The organism is Pseudosulfitobacter koreensis (genome assembly GCF_024733015.1).
Lineage (GTDB): Bacteria > Pseudomonadota > Alphaproteobacteria > Rhodobacterales > Rhodobacteraceae > Pseudosulfitobacter > Pseudosulfitobacter koreensis.
Genome location: NZ_JANKJG010000002.1, coordinates 106879 through 126566 on the forward strand (window position 1 = coordinate 106879; position 19688 = coordinate 126566).

21 protein-coding genes are annotated in these 19688 nt (G+C 63.5%); 9 read left to right on the forward strand and 12 right to left on the reverse strand.

Features of this window, described 5'->3' with window-relative positions; all coding sequences use genetic code 11:
• Nucleotides 1–76 precede the first annotated feature (76 nt).
• The 5 genes from NTA49_RS03630 to NTA49_RS03650 all read right to left on the reverse strand — a co-directional run bounded on the left by NTA49_RS03630 (nt 77) and on the right by NTA49_RS03650 (nt 6007).
• Nucleotides 77–865 (reverse strand): FAD binding domain-containing protein, encoded by a 789-nt coding sequence (locus NTA49_RS03630; RefSeq protein WP_258293294.1) that lies wholly within the window; start codon nt 863–865, stop codon nt 77–79.
• Between the two features lie 110 nt (nt 866–975).
• Nucleotides 976–3336: a xanthine dehydrogenase family protein molybdopterin-binding subunit gene (locus NTA49_RS03635; RefSeq protein WP_258293295.1), complete on the reverse strand. Its 2361-nt coding sequence runs from the start codon at nt 3334–3336 to the stop codon at nt 976–978.
• Between the two features lie 100 nt (nt 3337–3436).
• On the reverse strand, nt 3437–3922 hold the full coding sequence (locus tag NTA49_RS03640) for a (2Fe-2S)-binding protein (protein WP_258293296.1): 486 nt from the start codon (nt 3920–3922) through the stop codon (nt 3437–3439).
• A gap of 106 nt (nt 3923–4028) precedes the next feature.
• On the reverse strand, nt 4029–5042 hold the full coding sequence (locus NTA49_RS03645) for a molybdopterin-binding protein (RefSeq protein WP_258293297.1): 1014 nt from the start codon (nt 5040–5042) through the stop codon (nt 4029–4031).
• Complete coding sequence (locus NTA49_RS03650) at nt 5039–6007, reverse strand: XdhC family protein (protein WP_258293298.1); 969 nt, start codon at nt 6005–6007, stop codon at nt 5039–5041. The genes NTA49_RS03645 and NTA49_RS03650 overlap by 4 nt, the downstream gene beginning before the upstream one ends.
• Nucleotides 6008–6167: 160 nt before the next feature.
• On the opposite strand from NTA49_RS03650, the gene NTA49_RS03655 reads away from it, so the two are divergent.
• The 4 genes from NTA49_RS03655 to NTA49_RS03670 all read left to right on the forward strand — a co-directional run bounded on the left by NTA49_RS03655 (nt 6168) and on the right by NTA49_RS03670 (nt 7668).
• On the forward strand, nt 6168–6410 hold the full coding sequence (locus NTA49_RS03655; protein ID WP_258293299.1) for a BolA family transcriptional regulator: 243 nt from the start codon (nt 6168–6170) through the stop codon (nt 6408–6410).
• Between the two features lie 6 nt (nt 6411–6416).
• Complete coding sequence (locus NTA49_RS03660; RefSeq protein ID WP_258293300.1) at nt 6417–6662, forward strand: hypothetical protein; 246 nt, start codon at nt 6417–6419, stop codon at nt 6660–6662.
• Nucleotides 6659–7021, forward strand: a complete 363-nt coding sequence (grxD, locus tag NTA49_RS03665) for a Grx4 family monothiol glutaredoxin (RefSeq protein ID WP_258293301.1) — start codon at nt 6659–6661, stop codon at nt 7019–7021. The genes NTA49_RS03660 and grxD overlap by 4 nt, the downstream gene beginning before the upstream one ends.
• 281 nt (nt 7022–7302) lie before the next feature.
• Nucleotides 7303–7668 carry a response regulator gene (locus NTA49_RS03670; RefSeq protein ID WP_258293302.1) on the forward strand — a complete coding sequence of 122 codons (366 nt, stop codon included), beginning with the start codon at nt 7303–7305 and terminating at the stop codon, nt 7666–7668.
• A gap of 170 nt (nt 7669–7838) precedes the next feature.
• Here the strand turns inward: NTA49_RS03670 and NTA49_RS03675 are convergent, their stop codons facing one another.
• Together NTA49_RS03675 and NTA49_RS03680 are read right to left on the reverse strand one after the other, a co-directional pair.
• Nucleotides 7839–8243 (reverse strand): cell division protein ZapA, encoded by a 405-nt coding sequence (locus tag NTA49_RS03675; protein WP_258293303.1) that lies wholly within the window; start codon nt 8241–8243, stop codon nt 7839–7841.
• Nucleotides 8243–8749: a hypothetical protein gene (locus NTA49_RS03680; protein ID WP_258293304.1), complete on the reverse strand. Its 507-nt coding sequence runs from the start codon at nt 8747–8749 to the stop codon at nt 8243–8245. Before NTA49_RS03680 ends, NTA49_RS03675 begins: the two co-directional genes overlap by 1 nt.
• Before the next feature lie 258 nt (nt 8750–9007).
• On the opposite strand from NTA49_RS03680, the gene tkt reads away from it, so the two are divergent.
• Nucleotides 9008–11026 (forward strand): transketolase, encoded by a 2019-nt coding sequence (tkt, locus tag NTA49_RS03685; RefSeq protein WP_258293305.1) that lies wholly within the window; start codon nt 9008–9010, stop codon nt 11024–11026.
• A 105-nt stretch (nt 11027–11131) separates the two neighbouring features.
• On the opposite strand, the gene NTA49_RS03690 is transcribed toward tkt, so the two are convergent.
• The gene (locus tag NTA49_RS03690; protein ID WP_258293306.1) at nt 11132–12115 is read right to left on the reverse strand and encodes a DUF808 domain-containing protein; all 984 of its coding nucleotides are present in this window, start codon (nt 12113–12115) and stop codon (nt 11132–11134) included.
• Nucleotides 12116–12288: 173 nt separating this feature from the next.
• Here NTA49_RS03690 and gap (NTA49_RS03695) point away from each other — a divergent pair, with 173 nt between their 5' ends.
• The 3 genes from gap (NTA49_RS03695) to gap (NTA49_RS03705) all read left to right on the forward strand — a co-directional run bounded on the left by gap (NTA49_RS03695) (nt 12289) and on the right by gap (NTA49_RS03705) (nt 14602).
• On the forward strand, nt 12289–13290 hold the full coding sequence (gene gap, locus NTA49_RS03695; protein ID WP_258293307.1) for a type I glyceraldehyde-3-phosphate dehydrogenase: 1002 nt from the start codon (nt 12289–12291) through the stop codon (nt 13288–13290).
• Between the two features lie 88 nt (nt 13291–13378).
• Nucleotides 13379–13522 (forward strand): hypothetical protein, encoded by a 144-nt coding sequence (locus tag NTA49_RS03700; protein WP_258293308.1) that lies wholly within the window; start codon nt 13379–13381, stop codon nt 13520–13522.
• 81 nt (nt 13523–13603) lie between these two features.
• Nucleotides 13604–14602 (forward strand): type I glyceraldehyde-3-phosphate dehydrogenase, encoded by a 999-nt coding sequence (gap, locus tag NTA49_RS03705; protein ID WP_258293309.1) that lies wholly within the window; start codon nt 13604–13606, stop codon nt 14600–14602.
• Between the two features lie 93 nt (nt 14603–14695).
• Here gap (NTA49_RS03705) and NTA49_RS03710 read toward each other — a convergent pair whose 3' ends face one another.
• From NTA49_RS03710 to NTA49_RS03725, 4 genes are all read right to left on the reverse strand, one after another.
• The gene (locus tag NTA49_RS03710) at nt 14696–15994 is read right to left on the reverse strand and encodes a L,D-transpeptidase family protein (RefSeq protein WP_258293310.1); all 1299 of its coding nucleotides are present in this window, start codon (nt 15992–15994) and stop codon (nt 14696–14698) included.
• Between the two features lie 36 nt (nt 15995–16030).
• On the reverse strand, nt 16031–16525 hold the full coding sequence (coaD, locus tag NTA49_RS03715; protein WP_258293311.1) for a pantetheine-phosphate adenylyltransferase: 495 nt from the start codon (nt 16523–16525) through the stop codon (nt 16031–16033).
• Between the two features lie 119 nt (nt 16526–16644).
• Entirely contained in the window at nt 16645–17079 is a 435-nt protein-coding gene (locus NTA49_RS03720; protein ID WP_258293312.1) for a CBS domain-containing protein, read from the reverse strand.
• Nucleotides 17080–17142: 63 nt separating this feature from the next.
• A complete protein-coding gene (locus NTA49_RS03725; protein WP_258293313.1) occupies nt 17143–18057 on the reverse strand; it encodes a LysR family transcriptional regulator in 915 nt (304 codons plus the stop codon).
• A 101-nt stretch (nt 18058–18158) separates the two neighbouring features.
• Here NTA49_RS03725 and NTA49_RS03730 point away from each other — a divergent pair, with 101 nt between their 5' ends.
• On the forward strand, nt 18159–19658 hold the full coding sequence (locus tag NTA49_RS03730) for a CoA-acylating methylmalonate-semialdehyde dehydrogenase (protein WP_258293314.1): 1500 nt from the start codon (nt 18159–18161) through the stop codon (nt 19656–19658).
• Nucleotides 19659–19688 lie beyond the last annotated feature (30 nt).

A 19688-nucleotide genomic window follows, 5' to 3' on the forward strand; every position in this document is an offset into this window, starting at 1 on the left:
CGATAATCCCCTGTTTTCCATGTAAATAGGCCCCCGCCATCGGCGAGGGCCCGCTCATTTCAACCCTAAGGTAGGATCAGCTGGCGGCGGTCACCGCACGACGGGTCATCACCCCCACCAGATGCGCGCGATACGCTGCGGTGCCATGCAGATCGCCGATCATGTCATCGGCGGGCAGCGTCAGCCCTTCCAGCGCGTCAGCGGCAAAGTTCTGCGACAGCGCAGCCTCGGCTTCGGACCAGCGAAACACACCGTTGTTCGACGCGCCAGTGACCGCGACACGCACCCCACCGGCGTATTGCGCGACAAAGACCGCAACCAGCGGAAACCGCGATGCAGGCTGCGCGATCTTCGAATAATGCGACACCTTGGGAATGGGAAAGCGCACCTGGGTGATGATCTCGCCCTCTTCCAGCGCAGTGGTGAACATGCCCTGGAAATAATCATCCGCCGCGATCTCTCGCGTGTTGGTCACGATTGTCGCGCCCGACCCAAGTGCCGCCGCCGGGTAGCAGGCAGACGGGTCGTTATTCGCCAGCGACCCACCGATGGTGCCCCGGTTGCGCACCGCAGGATCACCGATCCGCCCCGCAAGACCCGCAAGCCCCGGATAGGCATCCGCCGCATCCTCGGCCACAACACGGTGCGTGGTGCCGCCACCGATCACAACGCTGTCGCCATCCTTGGTCACCCCCTGCATGTCCGAAATGCCGGTCAGGCTGACCAGCTTCGACGGGCTCGCCAGCCGCTGTTTCAGCGTGGGGATCAGCGTCTGCCCGCCCCCCAGCGCCTGCGCGTCCTCGTCGCCCAGTGCCTTTACGGCCTCGTCCACCGTCGCCGGTTTCACAAAGTCAAAGTTGTACATATTCGCATCCTTTCCGTACAGCCAGCAGACCGGCCCTTCCCGGTTTCTTTTGGCCAAAAATATCCCCGGGGGTTCCGGGGGCAGCGCCCCCGAAATTCCCCCCCATCCGCCTATTGCATCGCGGCCCACACGCGGTTCGGCGACAACGGCATGTCGATGTGCGTGACGTCCCTGCCACTTGAGCGCAGCGCATCGACCACCGCACCCACGACGGCAGGCGGCGATCCGATGGCCCCCGCCTCGCCGCAGCCTTTCACACCCAGAGGGTTGTGCGTGCACGGCGTCTGGCACGAATGGTCCACGTCAAAGAACGGCATGTCATAGGCGCGCGGCATCGCGTAATCCATGTAGGATGCGCTCAGCAACTGGCCGTTCTCATCATAGGCGCAGTTCTCCAGCAATGCCTGCCCGATCCCCTGGGCAATGCCGCCATGCACCTGTCCCGACACGATCATCGGGTTGATGATGTTGCCGAAATCATCCGCCGCCGCAAACCGCTCGATGGTCACCTGCCCGGTGTCCCGGTCCACTTCGACCTCGCAGGCATAGGCCCCCGACGGATAGGTAAAGTTCGACGGATCGTAAAACGCCGTCTCCTCCAGCCCCGGCTCGATGTCGTCCAGCGGATAGTTGTGCGGCACATAGGCCGCCAGCGTCACATCCCCCCAGGCGACCGATTTGTCGGTGCCGGCCACGCTGAACGCACCGTCCTTCAACTCGATGTCGCCTTCCGAGGCTTCCAGCAGGTGGCTTGCGATCTTCTTGGCCTTGGCGATGATCTTTTCGGTCGCCCGCACCATCGCCGATCCACCCACCGCGATAGACCGCGAGCCATAGGTGCCCATGCCCATCGGCGTATTGGCGGTGTCGCCGTGCACGATCTCGATCATGTTCTCGTCGATCCCGATCATCTCGGCCACCACCTGCGCAAAGGACGTCTCGTGCCCCTGCCCATGGCTGTGGCTGCCGGTCATCACGACCAGGCCGCCGGTGGCGTTGACCCGCACAGTCGCACTCTCGAACAGACCGGCGCGTGCGCCAAGCTGCCCGACCAGGTTGCTGGGCGCGATCCCGCAGGCCTCGATATAGCAGTTGACGCCAAGCCCGCGCAGCTTGCCACGCGCCTCGCTTTCCTTGCGCCGCGCCTCAAAGCCGGCCAGGTCCGCGATTTCGGTCAGCTTGTCCATCGTCGCCACGTAATCGCCGGTGTCATATTCCACCGCCACGGGCGTGGCATAGGGGAATTCGGTGATAAAATTCTGCCGCCGCAGCGCCACCGCATCCACCCCCAACTCGATCGCGGCCTTGTCGATGACGCGCTCCAACTGGAATGTGGCTTCGGGCCGTCCGGCACCGCGATAGGCATCGACCGGCACCGTGTTGGTGAACACCGCCTTGACGTTCACATAGATAAGCGGCGTGCGGTAGTTGCCCGCCATCAGCGTGCCGTGCAGCCATGTGGGCACCGAGGGCGCAAAGGTGCTCAGATACGCACCCATGTTGGCATGGGTATCGGTGCGCAGCGCGGTAAAGTTGTTCTCCGCATCGAGCGCCAGCTGAATCGTGGTCACGTGATCACGCCCGTGCGCGTCCGACATGAACGCCTCGGTCCGGCTCGACGTCCATTTGACCGGCCGATTGCAGGCCTTGGCCGCGAAGGTCACGAAAGCCTCTTCCTGATAATGGAAGATCTTGGTGCCGAACCCGCCGCCCACATCCGGTGCCACAACCCGCAGCTTGTGCTCGGGAATGCCCAGCACGAAGGCCCCCATCAGCAGACGGATCACATGCGGGTTCTGACTGGTCGTGTACAGCGTGTGATCGCCGGTCCCGCGGGCAAAATCACCCACCGCCACGCGCGGCTCCATCGGGTTGGCGACCAGACGGTTGTTGCGCAATTCCAGCGTGGTCACATGTGCCGCGTTCTGGAATGCCTCCTCGACCGCCGCCTTGTTCTCCTCGACAAAGCCCCAGTCATAGCAAAGGTTGCTCTTCAGATCGTCATGCACCTTGGGCGCATCGGCCTTCAGCGCGTCCTTCATGTCGACCACTGCGGGCAGGTCCGAGATATCCACCACGATTGCCTCGGCGGCATCGCGTGCCTGCGCCAGTGTCTCGGCGACGACGGCGGCCATCGGCTCGCCCACGTGCCGGACCTTGCCGCTGGCCAGAACCGGATGTGCCGGTTCCTGCATGACCTCGCCGTGCTTGTCGGTAACCTGCCAGCCGCACGGAATGCTGCCGACGCCCTCGAAATCGGCGGCGGTAAAGATCTTCACGACCCCCGGCATGCCCGTCGCTGCCGATGTATCGATGCTGTTGATCGTACCGTGTGCAATGTCCGAGCGCAGGAAAAACACATAGGCTTGTCCGCGCAGGTTGATATCGTCGGTATAATTTCCCTCGCCGGTCAGAAACCGGATGTCCTCACGCCGTTTTGAGCTGGCGCCGATGCCTCCGTCTTTTGGCATAGTCATTCCTCCCTAAGATGCGACCCTCTCCCGCGCCCCCGATTTCTTCTGGCTCTAAGTATCCCTGGGGGTTTGGGGGCTGGCCCCCAATTGAAATCAATTATTCAGCGGCGATGGCACTCACATCCTGACCGGATGCAGCAAGGATCGCCTTGACAATGTTGTGATAGCCCGTGCAACGACAGATGTTCCCCTCCAGATAGTCGCGCACTTCGGTCTCGGTGGGCTTCGGGTTGTCCTTCAACAGCGCCGCCGCACTCATCACCATGCCGGGGGTGCAGAACCCGCATTGCAACCCGTGGTGGTCCTGGAACGCCTGCTGGATCACGTTCAGCGATCCGTCGGCATTGGCCTGCCCCTCGATGGTGCTGACCTCGGCCCCCTCGGCCTCAAGCGCCAGCATAGTGCAGGCTTTTACCGCCTGACCATCCACATGCACGACACAGGCGCCGCACTGGCTGGTATCGCAGCCGACGTGGCTGCCAGTCAGCCCCTGGGCATCGCGCAGGAATTGCACCAGCAGCGTGCGCCCCTCCACGTCACCCGAAGCCTGCTTGCCGTTTACGGTCATTGAGACCTGTGTCATGTCGTTCTCCCTGATTGGCTCTCCATGGGCGAAGTTAACCACGCAGCCGGCTGTTTGGGAAATGATATCTTCAGACACGGTGCTCCCGGTCGCGGGCCGCGCGTCCTCAGGGTTTGGCCGCGGTGCGCGGTCTCGGTCGCGTCGGTATTTCCTTGAGCAGCCCACCGACGCCCATCGCGGAAATGTCGCCCTGAGCCAGCGCCAGCCCGCACACCAGCCGCTCCAGCACCCAATCCGCGCCATTGAGCGCGGGCGAGCGCGCACACCCCGGCAATCCGATCACGGGCTTGTCCGCTATCTGCCCAAAAAACAACAGGTTACCGGGATCGACCGGCATGCCGAAGGCGGTCACATCCCCACCCGCCGCGCGCAGTGCCTGCGGGGCCACATCCTCGGGGTCCGAGGTGGCAGAGGCAGTCAGGATCAGAACGACCTCGCCCTTGGCCTTGGCAATCGCATCAGCCAAAGCATCGGTGGCATGGTCGCAGATCACGCGGTCGGTCAGGGTCATGCCCAGCCGCTCCAGCCGCCCCGCCATCGCGGCGCGTCCCTTGTCCGACATCGCAGCCCCACCCACCCGGCTTTCGATCAGCGTCGCGGTGGCATATTGTGGCGGAGCGATGCGCAGCGCTGCACGTCCCGCACCGGCGGCCTGCGCAAGTGCGGCACGCGGCACGCCGTAGGCGATGATCTTGATCGTGGCCACCATGCCCCCCGCGTCGCAGCGGTGATATTGCGGCACCGTCGCCAGCGTGATCATCGGGTGCACCGCGTTCAGCGCGTTGATGGCGCCTGCGTCCATCACCGCCACACCGGGCGTGGTGGCATAAAGATTCACACGCCCCGCCCCGGCCCCCGAAATGCGCAGACCCTGCGCGCGGGCATCGGGCACCAGCGCCTGCGCCAGTTCCGCCGCCGCCGCGTTCTCTTCGATGTCATCCGCCCCCAACCGCGCCACCACCACATGGTCGCGCCCCGCCTCTGCCAGATCGCGCAGATGGTCGGCATCCAGCACCGTACCTTTGGCGATCCGGTACGGCCCATCCGCACCTACGGCAGGCATCGAATGCGCAAGGATAGCACCCTCGGCCTGGTCCAGCGGCACATCGCCAAAGATCACGCGCCCCGCCTCAGCGCCTGCACCATCTGGGCCAGGATCGACACCGCGATCTCGGGCGGGCTGGCGGCACCGATGTCCAGGCCGACAGGTCCGCGAATGCGCGCAATGGCGTCCGCGTCAAAGCCTGCCTCGATCAGCCGCTCCGTGCGGCTGGCGTGGGTACGCTTCGACCCCAGCGCGCCTATGTAGAACGCTTTCGAGTGCAGCGCCCGGTGCAGCGCCGGATCGTCCAGCTTCGGGTCATGGGTCAGCAGCACCAGTGCCGTGCGCGCGTCCGGCCCGACCGCATCTAGCGCCTCATCGGGCCAGTCGCTCAGGATCGTCTCGCCGGGAAAGCGGGCCTGCGAGCCGAAGGCGCCGCGCGGGTCGATCACCACCGGGTCAAAGCCCGCGATCCGCGCCATCGGCAGCAATGCCTGCGCGATATGCACCGCCCCCACCACGATCAGCCGCAAGGGCGGATTGTGGATTTGCACAAAGGTCTGCGCGTCTTCCTCCAGCCCCGAGCGGTCCATCGCAAAGCGGCTCTCATACCCGTCGCCGACCACCGTGCGCGACCATTGACCCGTGTCCACAACATACGCCACCTGCCTGCGCTCCGCGCGCGCGGTCACGATCTGCTCCAGCAAGCCTTCGTCAAGCGCAGTGCCCACAGGTTCCACCAGGATGCGGATCGTGCCACCACAGGCCAGCCCCACGGCAAAGGCATCGCCGTCGCTTACCCCGTATTCCAGCAGACGCGGCTTGCCGTCCTCAAGCGCATCCTGCGCTTCCAGCACCACCGCCCCCTCGACACAGCCGCCCGAGACCGAGCCCATCATCTCGCCGTCGCCCGACACCACCAGCATGGCACCAGTGCGCCGCGGCGCGCTGCCCCAGGTGTCGACCACCGTGGCCATCGCAGCACCACGACCCGCGCGGTGCCACTCCAGCGCCAGTTCAGGGGCGTTCTCGAAGATATCCATGCTTTCACTCCCACGAAGGCTGCAGCCGGGGCGACCCGCAAGCGCCTTTTGACATCAAGTTAGGCAGCCCGCGCAGCGCCCGCAAGCTTAGTCGCTTGCAAGGCATCCTCATGGCCCCTAAATCTAGTGGGAACATCACGACCACATTGGAGTGCCCCACATGGCCATGCAAGCCAAGGACATCGAAGACCTGATCCGGTCGTCGTTTCCCGATGCCAAAATCACGATCACCGACCTTGCGGGGGACGGCAACCATTACGCCGCCGAGGTCATCGACGCCTCGTTCAAGGGTCAGAACCGCGTACAGCAGCAACGCGCCGTCTATGCCGCCCTTCAGGGCAAGATGGACGGCAACCAGGGCGAATTGCACGCGCTGGCCCTGACCACCAAAGCGCCGGAGTAGCCGCCTGTGGACTATGCCCTCGCCATCGTTCTGGGCGCCGCCGTGCTGCTCTTTGCGGTGCTGCGGGCGGCGCAGTCGATCCGGCACAGCAAACACCGCGAACGCGGCTCCGATCCCGGCACCGGCTATCACGAGATCGAAGCCAACTATCACTCCGGCGGGGGCGGCGGCGGCCACTCCTACACCTTCAAGGTGCCACGCGACCCGCAGGAATACGCCAAAACCTTTGTACCAAGGAACAAACGCAAATGACCGATGCAACCACACAGATCAAAGACACAGTGACCAGCAACGACGTCGTGCTGTTCATGAAGGGCACGAAATCCATGCCGCAATGCGGCTTTTCCAGCCGCGTGGCCGGGGTGCTGAATTATATGGGCGTCGATTTCACCGATGTGAACGTGCTGGCCGATGACGGCATCCGCCAGGGCATCAAGGATTACTCCGACTGGCCCACGATCCCGCAGCTTTACGTCAAGGGCGAATTCGTCGGCGGTTGCGACATCATCACCGAGATGACCCTGTCGGGCGAGCTGGACGCGTTGTTCGAGCAGAACGGCGTGACCTACGACAAGGACGCCGCCGAGAAGATCCGCGAAGCCAACGGCTGAGGCGAAGACATACAATATCAGCGGAAGGGTCGGCCCTGTGCCGGCCCTTTTGCATGGCCCAACGGTTTGCACGGACCAAAGGCGCGCGCCTGCCGCACACCGGCTTTGGCGCCGTGTCACAGCCCCCTTGGCACAGGTATTTCCTGTCTTGTATTATCTGGCGATCAAACTGATAAAACAGCCATGTCCGATCACATGAGAAAACTGCAATGATACGGTGACGCCGCAGGCTCCCGCATCGCCTTCACCCTTCCCCAGAACTGACAGTGGACTGGAAACCTATGTCTGAAAAGCCGACCGTCGTCATCGTAGAAGACGACTTTCTGATCGCAGAAGACCTCAGAACCATGAGCGAGGATTTCGGAGCCAACGTGCTGGCCGTGCGCCACGCCGCTTCGGGGACCGCCGAAAAGATCTTGGCACTTGCGCCCGATTTTGTCCTGATGGACGTGCGTCTGGGCGGCGACCGCGACGGCGTCAGCGTCGCGCAGCAGATCTACCGGACCAATACCCAGATCAAGCTGATCTTCGTTACCGGCTCGAACGAGCCGCAGACGATCGAGCGTATCGAAACCGACCACCCTCACCGCATCCTGATCAAACCGATCAGCCCCGACCAACTGCGCGAGGCGCTGGGTTTCGACTAGCCCACGCCTCATGCATCAGGGCAGCTACACCGCGCAAGCATCTGTTTTGAAACTATATTCACGGCAGCATCAGGCGTTCGCATACCCCCCTTCATCTTGCCAGAAAACTCCGGGGGAGCGCCGCAAGGCGCGGGGGCAGAGCCCCCCCCAAACAACCTCAGCCTTCGAGCTCAACCATCGTAGGTGCCGTCCAGACGTTCCTGCACCTCTTCGGCCAATGATTCCGCCCGCGCGGCCAGTTCGGCCAGCGTGTCGGTAACCGACTGCGGCACCACCGGAACCTCGACGCGCTCGGGTTCGACCACCTGGTTGCGCAGACCTTCCAGTTCGGCCTCGCGCTCGTCCAGCCGGGCCTGAATCTCTGCCACGCGGTCTTCGACACTGGCGGTCTTGTCGGCCAGCATCAGCCCCGCCATCAGCAGCATCCGCGATTCCGGCATGCGGCCCACCTGGTCGGAAAGCACACGCGCCTCGTCGTCCAGCATCTTGGCGGCAGAGTGCAGATAGGTGTCCTCGCCTTCCTGGCAGGCGACCTCGAACTGGCGGCCACCGATGGAAATGATCACTTCTGGCATCAGGCGTCCCCCTCTTTGACTTTAGACGCTTCGGCGGTGTCGGCCTCTGCGGCCTGTTCCAGCAGCGGCGTCATCGCCGCGATGATGGTATTGGCCTCGGAAATCTCGGCGGCATGGGCCGCGCGCAGCGCTTCCAGCTCGGCCATCATCGCCTTGTTGATCAGGTGCGGCTCGGCCACGCCCGCGGCATTGGCGTCGCGCAGCGCCTGATTGGACTGCGACAGTTCCTTGTTGGCCTTGCGCAGCCGCTGCAGGTCGGTGTCTAGCTTGGTCAGCTGCGCCTGCGTGCCTTCGGTGGCTTCGCGCAGCTTGGCCAGATCGCTCTCGTGGCGCTGGCTCAGCATGCGGATACGCTCCGTCAGCTGGGCGGTGACCACCTTTTCCTCATCCAGCGCCTGTTGGGCGGCAGCGTCGCCGCCCCCGGTGCCCGAGAGTTCGCCCAGACCGCTGGCCACCCGGTCCATCGCGGCCATGATCCGGCGTTGCAACTCGATAATATCGCTCATCCGTCGTCCCTGTTTGCGTTCGGCTCTACCGTTTCTCTACCGTTTTTCACGCTTTGACCACCAGCGAATCGCAAGGTGGCCCCGCAATAGGCAAAGTCTAGCGAAACGGTACTGAAATTTCGCCCTCTTTGCGATCAACCACTTGCGGCTGTGCGTTGATGTGGACGGGGGCTATGGACCCGCCCGCGCTTGACCCCTGCCCTTGGGCTGATATGGAGCACGGCAAGCTTGCATATTTCCAGCCAAAGGACTGCCACCGTGGATCTCAAAGCACTCGCCAAAGCCAACCCTGACCACTGGTCCAAAGCCACCGCCATCCGCGCTCTGACGCTGGATGCCGTCGCTGCCGCAAATTCCGGTCACTCCGGCATGCCGATGGGCATGGCCGACGTGGCGACCGTCCTGTTTGAAAAACACCTGAAATTCGACGCCTCCGCCCCCAACTGGCCGGACCGCGACCGGTTCATCCTGTCGGCGGGCCACGGCTCGATGCTGCTTTACTCCTTGCTGCACCTTGTGGGCGACGCGCAGTTCCCCATCGAAGAGCTGAAGAATTTCCGCCAGTCGGGTGCCCGCACGGCAGGCCACCCCGAGAACTTCCTGGCCGACGCGATCGAGACGACAACCGGCCCCTTGGGTCAGGGCATCGCCAATTCGGTCGGTTTCGCCATGGCCGAAGAGATGCAGCGCGCGCAATACGGGCGCAAGATCGTCGATCACCGCACCTATGTGATCGCGGGCGACGGCTGCCTGATGGAAGGTGTGAGCCAGGAGGCGATCACCCTTGCGGGCCGTCACAAGCTGGGCAAGCTGATCGTGCTGTGGGACAACAACAACATCACCATCGACGGCCCCGTCGACCTCAGTGACCGCACCGATCAGGTCGGACGGTTCAAATCCGCAGGCTGGCAGGTGATCGAAATCGACGGTCACAACCCCGACGAGATTGACGACGCGCTGACGCAGGCCAAGAAGGGCTCCAAGCCCACGATGATCGCCTGCAAGACGCATATCGCCCTGGGGCACGCAGCCCAGGACACGTCGAAAGGTCACGGCGCGCTGACCGACCCCGAACAGTTGAAGGACGCCAAGGCCGCCTATGGCTGGACCACCGGCCCGTTCGAGATCCCTGCCGATGTGAAGACGGCCTGGGAAGAGATCGGCAAGCGCGGTGCCGCCGAGCATGCCGAATGGCAGACCCGCATGGACGCGGTCAGCAACTCCAAACGCGCCCAGTTCGAGCGCGCCTATGCGCTGGACGTGCCCAAGAAGCTCAGCGCCACGATCAAGGCGTTCAAAAAGCAGATGTCGGAAAGCGCGCCCAAGCTCGCCACCCGCGCCAGCAGCGAAAAGGTGCTGGAAGTCGTCAACCCGATCATGCCCGAAACCGTCGGCGGCTCTGCCGATCTGACCGGCTCGAACAACACCAAGACCGGCGATCTGGGCGTCTTCGACATCGACAACCGCAAGGGCCGCTATGTCTATTGGGGCATCCGCGAGCATGGCATGTCGTCCGCGATGAACGGCATGGTGCTGCACGGCGGCATCCGCCCCTATGGCGGCACGTTCATGTGTTTCACCGACTATGCCCGCCCCGCCATGCGTCTGGCGGCGCTGATGCAGGTGCCGACCGTGTTCGTGATGACCCATGACAGCATCGGTCTGGGCGAAGATGGCCCAACGCACCAGCCGGTCGAGCATCTGGCGATTTCGCGCGCGACGCCGAACACCTACGTTTTCCGTCCCGCCGACACCATCGAGACCGCCGAGGCCTGGGAGGTCGCGCTGACCTCGAAGACCACGCCGTCGGTTCTGTCGCTGACCCGTCAGGGCCTGCCGACCGTGCGGACCGAGCACAAGAACAAGAACCTGACCGCGCAGGGCGCTTACGTTCTGGCCGAAGCGGAAGGCAAGCGTCAGGTGATCCTGATCGCCACCGGCTCGGAAGTCGAAGTGGCGCTGAAGGCCCGCGAGGCGCTGCAGGCCGATGGCATCGGCACCCGCGTGGTGTCCATGCCCTGCATGGAGCTGTTCGCCGAGCAGGACGAGGCCTACCGCCGCAAGGTTCTGCCCGCAGGCAGCGCCGTGCGCATCGGCATCGAAGCCGCAGTGCGTCAAGGCTGGGACCAGTGGCTGCTGGGCGAACGTGGACGTGCGGGCAAGTCGGATTTCGTCGGCATGGACCGCTTTGGCGCGTCGGCCCCGGCGGAAGAGCTGTTCGAGCGGTTCGGAATTACGGCCCAGAACGTTGTGTCGAAGGCGAAAGCGCTGCTTTGATCTGACGAGACTTTGAAAAAGAAAGCGCCGGTCGGAAGGTTCCGATCGGCGCTTTTTTCGTTTTCAACCAGCACGACAAAGGGCAGCAGGCGTTGGTGTTCAGCCTTACGCCGCCACTTTCTCCCGGTGAAACACCGCGCGCCACAGCGGCGTGACGATCTTCTCGCCAATCGGGATCAACACCAGCCCCAGCGCCAGCCCGAACACACCGTCCATCGCGGCCTTGGCAGCCCATTCGACTGACCCGCGCCAGGTCTCGTTGAACCCATGCCCCGCCACCTCTGCCCAGTCGTGGGTAAAGTGGCCGAGCGTGTCATAGCCCAGCACTTCAAGCCCGTGGATGATGATGTTGCCGCCAACCCAAAGCATCGCGGCGGTGCCGACCACCGTCAGGGTTTTCAGCACCCAAGGCATCGCCCGGACAATCCCGCGCCCCAGGGCGCGCGTCGCCCCCAGGCGTGCGCGGGCGGCCATCGCCAGCCCCAGATCGTCGGCCTTGACGATCAGCGCGACCGAACCGTAGACCGCAAGCGTGATGATGACGGCCACGGCGGCCAGCGTCGCCGCTTCCATCCAGAAGGTGCTCGCAGGGATCGCGGCCAGCGCAATCGTCATGATCTCGGCAGAGAGGATGAAATCGGTCTTGATCGCACCCTTCGCCTTCTCTTCCTCAAGATGCGCAGGATCGTCGGGCACCACCTTGGCCTTGGGGTGATCCATGTGCCCCTTGCCACCGATCCCCGTCGCATGCGCCACCTTCTCGGCCCCCTCGAAGCACAGGTAACAGCCGCCCAGCATCAACAGCGGCGTGATCGCCCAGGGCGCGAAGGCCGACAGCGCCAGCCCCGCAGGCAGCAGAAACACCAGCTTGTTGCGCAGCGATCCCTTGGCGATCCGCCAGATGATCGGCAGCTCGCGGTCGGCGGTAAAGCCCGTCACATACTTCGGCGTCACGGCGGCATCGTCGATCACCGCCCCCGCCGCCTTGGCGCTGGCCTTGGCCGCCTGCCCGATCACATCATCGACCGAAGCGGCCGCCACTTTGGCAATCGCTGCCACGTCATCCAATAGGGCCAGTAGTCCGCTCATGTCGTTCCTTTCAGGGTGCCTGCCCCACAGCTAACACCGCAGTTGCGAAAGACAATCGTGCAATCGCAGCAAATGGGTCACAGGTTTATCGCTAACAGCTTGTTTTCAGGTGTTTCGCCGGTTTTGCCCTGTCGCTATATACCCCTCAACACCCCACATGAAGGACGCAGATCATGACCATCAGAGTTGGCATCAACGGATTTGGCCGCATCGGTCGCTGCACCCTGTCCCACATCGCGGCAAGCGGACGCAACGACATTCAGGTGGTCAAGCTGAACGCCACCGGCCCGCTGAAAAGTGCGGCACACCTGATCAAATACGATTCCGTTCACGGCGCATTTCCCGGCATGGTCGAGGTGGGCGAGAACACCCTCGACCTCGGCCGTGGCCCCATCGACGTGATGTCGACCTATGACATGGACGCGCTCGACTGGGAGGGCTGCGACGTGGTGCTGGAATGCACCGGCATGTTCAACGACGGGCTGAAGGCCAAGACCCACATGGAGCGCGGCGCGGGCAAGGTGCTGCTGTCGGCCCCCGGCAAGAACGTGGACCGCACCGTGGTCTACGGCGTCAACGACCGCGAACTGACCGACCTCGACCGCATGGTCAGCAACGGGTCGTGCACCACCAACTGTCTGGCCCCGCTGGCCAAGGCGCTGGACGATGCATTCGGCATCGAGCGCGGCCTGATGACCACGATCCACAGCTATACCGGCGACCAGCCGACGCTGGACAAGCGCCACAGCGATCTCTACCGCGCCCGCGCCGCTGCGATGAGCATCATTCCGACCTCGACCGGTGCCGCAAAGGCCTTGGGCGAAGTGCTGCCGCAGCTTGCAGGCAAGCTGGACGGCACTGCGATGCGCGTGCCCACGCCCAACGTCTCTGCCGTGGACCTGACGTTCGTGGCGGGCCGCGATGTGACCGCCGAAGAGGTCAACGCCGCGATGAAGGCCGCGTCCGAGGGCCCGATGAGCCGCGTTCTGGCCTATGACGACGAGATGAAAGTCTCGGTCGATTTCAACCACACCGAACATTCTTCGATCTTTGCCCCCGACCAGACCAAGGTGACGGGCGGCAATCTGGTGCGCGTGCTGGCATGGTACGACAACGAATGGGCCTTCTCGTGCCGGATGGCCGATGTGGCCGTGGCCATGGGCCGTCTGTCGTAACGCGCGCCACAAATTCTCGCCACTTGCGGGATCGGGGCGGGGCTGTCACAACGGCCCTGCCCCTTTTTGCGCGCGAGCATTACCCCCGATGAACAACACCCTGTCGCTGATACTGGCTGCACTTCTGATTGGATGGATCAGCTTTGATGTCGTCACCAACGACAGCGCCAACCTGATCTTCCTGGGCAAGGAACTTTTCGACCTGATCGAATGGATGGCGTTCTGGCGCTGATCCGACGGCGTTTTCCGCAGTTCGGTTGACAACGCAGGCACGCTCCTTATGTTAGCGCTAACTCGAACATGGGGGCCAATTATGCCGACGAAAATTGCAATCAATGGATTTGGACGTATCGGGCGCAATGTGTTGCGCGCCCTGATGGAACGCGGTGGCGACGACATTCAGGTGGTCGCGATCAACGATCTGGCAGAGCCTGCCGTCAACGCGCATGTCTTCGAATTCGATTCCGTGCACGGGCGCTACAACGGCACCGTCACGCTCAAGGGTGACACGATGGACGTGGGCGCGGGCCCCATCCGCATCAGCGCCGAACGTGACCCCGCCAAGCTGGACTGGGGCGACGTGGATATCGCGCTGGAATGCACCGGATTGTTCACGACCGACGAAAGTGCTGCGGCACATCTCAAGAACGGCAGTGACAAGGTGCTGATTTCGGCACCCGGCAAGGGCGCGATGAAAACCATCGTCTTTGGCGTGAACGAAGACACGCTGACCGCCGATGACAAGATCGTCTCGAATGCGTCCTGCACGACCAACTGTCTGGCCCCTCTTTGCAAGGCGCTGCACGAAGAGTTCGGCATCCTGCGCGGCACGATGACCACGATCCACGCCTATACCAGCGGCCAGCCGACACATGACCGCGCCGACGGCGATCTGTCGCGGGGCCGTGCAGCGACGCTGTCGATGGTGCCCACCTCGACCGGTGCCGCCAAGGCCATCAGCCTGGTGATGCCCGAGCTTGAGGGTCTGATCTTCGGCACCGCGATCCGGGTGCCCACGCCCAACGTGTCCTGTGTCGATCTGACCGTGGAATTGTCCAAGGAAACCGACATCGCAGGCGTGAACGCCGCCCTGTCGAAAGCCGCCCGCGCGTCAGGTGGCGTGCTGGAGGTCGAAGCACGCGGACTGGTGTCGGTCGACTATAACCACACCTCGGCCAGCTCGACCGTGGCGCTGGACCAGACCCATGTGCAGAACGGCACGCTGGTGCGGATCCTGTCGTGGTACGACAACGAATGGGGTTTCTCGAACCGGATGCTGGACACGGCGCTGGCGATGGCTCGGGCGAAGTAAACGCCTGAACCTACTGGAACCAAAGAAAAGTCCCGCCCACCGTGGCGGGACTTTTGCGTTTCAGGCCCGTGAAAGGGCGCTTAGTCAGGGCGCTTATTCCTCGAACTCGACCGTGATGCCTTCGCTGACCAGCGACGCAAGTTCCTGCGCGTCCCAGTTGGCCATCCGCACGCATCCGTGGGAATGCGCGGTGAACAGGCTCGCAGGTTCCGGCGTGCCGTGAATGCCGTAGGTCGGTTTCGACAGGTCGATCCAGACCAGCCCCACGGGCCCGTTCGGACCGGGCGGCAGGGTCAGCGGTTGGTCGTTGTCGCCCTGCTGGAAGTTGACGGACGGGTTGTAGTGATAGGTCGGCTCAAGTGCCACGGCCTCGACCGTCATGCTGCCCGAGGGCGATGGCGTCCCGGCGGAACCGACGGCAACCGGATAGTTGGCAATCTCTTCGCCGACCGCGTTCCAGGCGCGCAGGCGGCGGTCGGATTTGTCGATGATGATGCGGGTCGCCTGTCCCACGGCCCTGTCACCCGGTTCGGTCACCAGCACGGTTTCGCCCGCATAGTAGCCTGCGCCGGGATTCAGATGGTCAAGGAACCCCTCGCTCATGTGGAACCGTTCCGCCAGTTTTTCGCTGACGCTGGTAAAGCCCATCCAATCCAGTTGCGCCAGTTCGCCATAGTCGCTGGGCAAAGGCGCAGACAGCCCTTGGACGTCGGCTTGGGAGATGGTGTAGCGTTTGATGTAGACGTCGATATTGTTGCCGCCCAGCATGTCCCAGACCGTTGCGTCGAGAAGACCATCAACCGGCAGGCCCATCCGCTCTTCATAGGCCATCAGCGCGCTTTTGGTCATGCCGCCCTTCACGCCGTCGATAATCGAGACGGAAACATCCGCGCGGTCCAGCAGCACCTGCAGCTTGACCGTGACGGGGCTGCGCCCTTCCGGCAGACCGCCCTCGCCCGAATAGCTGGCGGAGTTGACGCTGGCGGCGGTGACGGGTTGCGAGGGGATCGTGCTCTGCGGGGTGGTGGTCTGGTCGGCGCCAGTTTGCTCTCCAGTCTGATCCGTTGTCGCCTGATCCGTTGTTGCCTGACCGGTTGTCGCCTGATCGCTCGTCGCCGCAGAACCAGCCCCATTCGTCGCGCCGTTCTCGGCATCCGACAGGGCGCGCGACAGCTCGGACACGGACGGCACGTCGCCCCCCTGCCCGTTGCTGCCCTCTTCCTCCAACGCGGATTCGGCCATCGGAATGACCTGGCTGTTGGGCACGGGATCAAGCGGGCTTTGCGTGACGGGCGGCACGACAGGCGCGGGGTCCGACGTGCTCTGGGCCACAAGGGGGGACGCGGCAAGCGTCAAAAGGGTGAAGCGGGCGATGTGCGATGCATATGACATGCCAGCCAACGCGTGGCCGACACGCCGGTTCCGCCCTCAGCTTGATAGTTTCGTGATCAGCGCCTGATTGACCTGCGGTGTGACGAATTTGCTGACATCGCCGTCCAGCCGCGCGATTTCCTTGACCAGTTTCGACGCGATCGCCTGATGCGTCGCCTCGGCCATCAGGAACACCGTCTCGATCTCGTCGTTCAGCTGACGGTTCATGCCAACCATCTGATATTCGTACTCGAAATCAGCCACGGCGCGCAGCCCCCGGATGATGAACTGCGCGCCCACGTCCACGGCACAGTCGATCAGCAGGTTCTCGAACGGGTGCACGACGATCTCTGTCTGTGTCTGCTCGGACAGTTTGGCGCATTCCGCCTCGATCATCGCGACACGTTCTTCCAGCCGGAACATCGGTCCCTTGTCGCGGTTGATCGCGACACCGATCACCAGCCTGTCGACCAGCGACGCCGCTCGGCGAATGATGTCGATATGTCCCAGGGTGATGGGGTCGAAGGTGCCGGGGTAAAGGCCAACGCGCATGGGCGTGCTCCGTGGTCAGGGTAATATTATTTCGCGGCAAGCAACCACTCGTAACACAAGAATGCAAGCGCCAAGACGCAGCATCGGAAAATTATGCCCAACGGCGTCCCGACAGCAGCCTAGTGGCCCATGATCATCCCTTGCAGGGCGTCCTTTTCCATCGACACTTCGGACAGGCGCGCCTTGACCACGTCGCCTTGGGTGATCAGGCCGACCAGCTTGCCGTCTTCCAGCACCGGCATGTGGCGAAACCGCCCCTCGGACATGTTCTGCAACACGCTGTCGGCGCTGTCGGTGCGCGCGCAGGTGACCAGTTTGGTGGTCATATAGGCCTCGACCGGATCATTCAGGCAGCCCGCCCCCCGGTTTGCCAGTTCCCGCACGATGTCACGCTCGGACAGAATACCGTCCGCTGTGGTGCCGTCCGCCGAAACCACGACGCTGCCGAATTTGTACTTGGCCAGAATTTTCGCAGCCTCCGAGATGCTTATGCCCGGTTTGACTGTGATAACCGTGTCACTGGATTTCGATTGCAGGATATGTTGGACAAGCATGAAAAACCTCGCGTGCTGGTTGAGCGGTCATGAGATCAATGGTTCCCCCAAACCAAAATTAAGTCAAGCGTGCGCCTCAAGCCGTGCCAGTTCCGTGCGAAGCCCCGCCACAAGGTCGTCGGCAAAGCGGGTCAGCCGCGCGTTGTTGCGGTCATCGGCGTGGCGGATCAGGTAGAACGCGCGTGTCAGGCTGATCCGGTCGGTCAGGATGCGCCGCAGGCCCGGTGCTGCGGGCAGCGCAAAGTCGTGCACGATCCCCACCCCGCCTCCTGCGCGCAGCAGGTTCAGCTGCACCGAGACCGAATTCGACGCCAGCGCCGTGCGCGGCAGGCCGATATCGGCAAGGTAATCCAGCTCGCGGTCGAAAATCATGTCGGGAATATAGCCGACGATCCTGTGCCCCTGCAGATCCGCCGTGATCGAGATGTGCGGATGCCGCGCCAGATAACTGTCGGCTGCGGCCAGATGCAGACGGTAATCGGTGATCTTCTGCACCGTCAGCCGTCCGGCTGTGGGCGCGCTGACCCCGATGGCCAGATCCGCCTCGCGGCGCGACAGGTTGAACACGCGCGGCAGCGCCACGACCTGAATGTCCAGATCGGGGTGACGGTCGGCAAGATCCGCGCAGACCTGCGGCATCAGGTAGTTGGCGCAACCGTCCGGTGCCCCGATACGCACCTGCCCCGTCAGCCGGTCCGACCCCGCCCCCGACAATGTGGATGTGGCCGCGCGCATCGCTGTCTCGGCGGCTTCGGCCTTGTCCAGCAGGGTCACACCCGCCTCGGTCAGCGCATAGCCTTGGGGGGATTTCACGAACAACGTGGCCCCCAGCGACGCCTCAAGCCGTACCATCCGGCGGCCCAGCGTCGCGGGGTCCAGCCGCAGCGTCTTGCCCGCAGCCGTCAGGCTGGCCTCGCGGGCGATGGCCAGAAACAGACGCAGATCGTCCCAATGGGTGTCCACGATACCCCCCTTCATTTTGCAAAAACGCAAGACTGTTTTGGAAAGATGCGCCTTTTCCATGTGTTTTTGCAAGGCTAGACTGCGCGCAACGGAACACCAACCCCAAAGGACACCCCATGCAAGAGATGACGCATTACCTCAACGGCGAACACGTCAAGGGCACATCCGGCCGCTTTGCCGACGTGATGAACCCCGCCACCGGCGAAGTGCAGGCGCGTGTGCCGCTGGCCAATGGCGAAGAGCTGGACAAGGCCGTGCAATACGCCGCCGCCGCTCAGCCGAAATGGGCCGCCACCAACCCCCAGCGCCGCGCCCGCGTGCTGATGAAGTTCGTCGACCTGCTGAACCGCGACATGGACAAGCTGGCCGAAGCGCTGAGCCGCGAACACGGCAAGACCCTGCCCGACGCCGCCGGTGACGTGCAGCGCGGTCTGGAAGTGGTCGAATACTGCATCGGCGCGCCGCAATTGCTGAAAGGTGAATTCACTGACAGCGCAGGCCCCGGCATCGACATGTATTCGATGCGTCAGGCGCTTGGCGTCACGGCGGGCATCACCCCCTTCAACTTCCCCGCGATGATCCCGATGTGGATGTTCGCCCCGGCCATTGCCTGCGGCAACGCGTTCATCCTCAAACCCTCCGAGCGTGACCCCTCGGTGCCGCTGATGCTGGCCGAATTGCTGGAAGAGGCAGGCCTGCCCAAGGGCATCATCCAGGTGGTGAACGGCGACAAGGAAGCAGTGGACGCGATCCTGCATCACGACGTGATCCAGTCGGTCGGCTTTGTCGGATCGACCCCGATCGCGGAATACATCTATGCCACCGGCTGCGCCAACGGCAAACGGGTGCAGTGCTTTGGCGGCGCCAAGAACCACATGATCATCATGCCCGACGCCGACATGGACCAGGCCGCCGATGCGCTGATCGGTGCCGGTTTCGGTGCGGCAGGCGAACGCTGCATGGCAATCTCGGTCGCTGTTCCCGTGGGCGACGAAACCGCCGACCGCCTGATGGAAAAGCTGATCCCGCGTGTCGAAAAGCTGAAAGTCGGCCCCTACACGGCTGGCAATGACGTCGACTACGGCCCGGTCGTGACCGCCGCCGCCAAGGCCAACATCGAACGTCTGGTGCAGACCGGCATCGACCAGGGCGCAAAGCTGGTCGTCGATGGCCGCGACTTCAAGCTGCAAGGCTACGAAGACGGTTATTTCATCGGCCCGCATCTTTTTGACCATGCCACCAAGGACATGGACATCTACACCCAGGAAATCTTTGGCCCCGTGCTGACCTGTGTGCGCGCCCAGGACTACGAAGAGGCCTTGGGTCTGGCGATGGACCACGAATACGGCAACGGCACCGCGATCTTCACCCGCGACGGCGATGCCGCCCGTGATTTCGCCAACCGGATCAACGTCGGCATGGTCGGCATCAACGTCCCGATCCCCGTGCCGCTGGCCTATCACACCTTTGGCGGCTGGAAGAAATCGGTCTTTGGCGACCTGAACCAACACGGCCCCGACGCGTTCAAGTTCTACACGCGGACCAAGACGGTCACCGCCCGCTGGCCTTCGGGCATCAAGGAAGGTGGCGAATTCTCTATCCCCGTGATGGAATGATTTAGCCCGGTGCGGGCAGGTCATCGTGAC

Bases quoted from the DNA above. Each gene is read 5' to 3' on its own strand.
- NTA49_RS03630 (WP_258293294.1), bottom strand. From the start codon at position 865: ATGTACAACTTTGACTTTGTGAAACCGGCGACGGTGGACGAGGCCGTA.
- NTA49_RS03635 (WP_258293295.1), bottom strand. From the start codon at position 3,336: ATGCCAAAAGACGGAGGCATCGGCGCCAGCTCAAAACGGCGTGAGGAC.
- NTA49_RS03640 (WP_258293296.1), bottom strand. From the start codon at position 3,922: ATGACACAGGTCTCAATGACCGTAAACGGCAAGCAGGCTTCGGGTGAC.
- NTA49_RS03650 (WP_258293298.1), bottom strand. From the start codon at position 6,007: ATGGATATCTTCGAGAACGCCCCTGAACTGGCGCTGGAGTGGCACCGC.
- NTA49_RS03655 (WP_258293299.1), top strand. From the start codon at position 6,168: ATGGCCATGCAAGCCAAGGACATCGAAGACCTGATCCGGTCGTCGTTT.
- grxD (WP_258293301.1), top strand. From the start codon at position 6,659: ATGACCGATGCAACCACACAGATCAAAGACACAGTGACCAGCAACGAC.
- NTA49_RS03670 (WP_258293302.1), top strand. From the start codon at position 7,303: ATGTCTGAAAAGCCGACCGTCGTCATCGTAGAAGACGACTTTCTGATC.
- NTA49_RS03675 (WP_258293303.1), bottom strand. From the start codon at position 8,243: ATGCCAGAAGTGATCATTTCCATCGGTGGCCGCCAGTTCGAGGTCGCC.
- NTA49_RS03680 (WP_258293304.1), bottom strand. From the start codon at position 8,749: ATGAGCGATATTATCGAGTTGCAACGCCGGATCATGGCCGCGATGGAC.
- NTA49_RS03690 (WP_258293306.1), bottom strand. From the start codon at position 12,115: ATGAGCGGACTACTGGCCCTATTGGATGACGTGGCAGCGATTGCCAAA.
- gap (WP_258293307.1), top strand. From the start codon at position 12,289: ATGACCATCAGAGTTGGCATCAACGGATTTGGCCGCATCGGTCGCTGC.
- NTA49_RS03700 (WP_258293308.1), top strand. From the start codon at position 13,379: ATGAACAACACCCTGTCGCTGATACTGGCTGCACTTCTGATTGGATGG.
- gap (WP_258293309.1), top strand. From the start codon at position 13,604: ATGCCGACGAAAATTGCAATCAATGGATTTGGACGTATCGGGCGCAAT.
- NTA49_RS03710 (WP_258293310.1), bottom strand. From the start codon at position 15,994: ATGTCATATGCATCGCACATCGCCCGCTTCACCCTTTTGACGCTTGCC.
- coaD (WP_258293311.1), bottom strand. From the start codon at position 16,525: ATGCGCGTTGGCCTTTACCCCGGCACCTTCGACCCCATCACCCTGGGA.
- NTA49_RS03720 (WP_258293312.1), bottom strand. From the start codon at position 17,079: ATGCTTGTCCAACATATCCTGCAATCGAAATCCAGTGACACGGTTATC.
- NTA49_RS03725 (WP_258293313.1), bottom strand. From the start codon at position 18,057: ATGAAGGGGGGTATCGTGGACACCCATTGGGACGATCTGCGTCTGTTT.
- NTA49_RS03730 (WP_258293314.1), top strand. From the start codon at position 18,159: ATGCAAGAGATGACGCATTACCTCAACGGCGAACACGTCAAGGGCACA.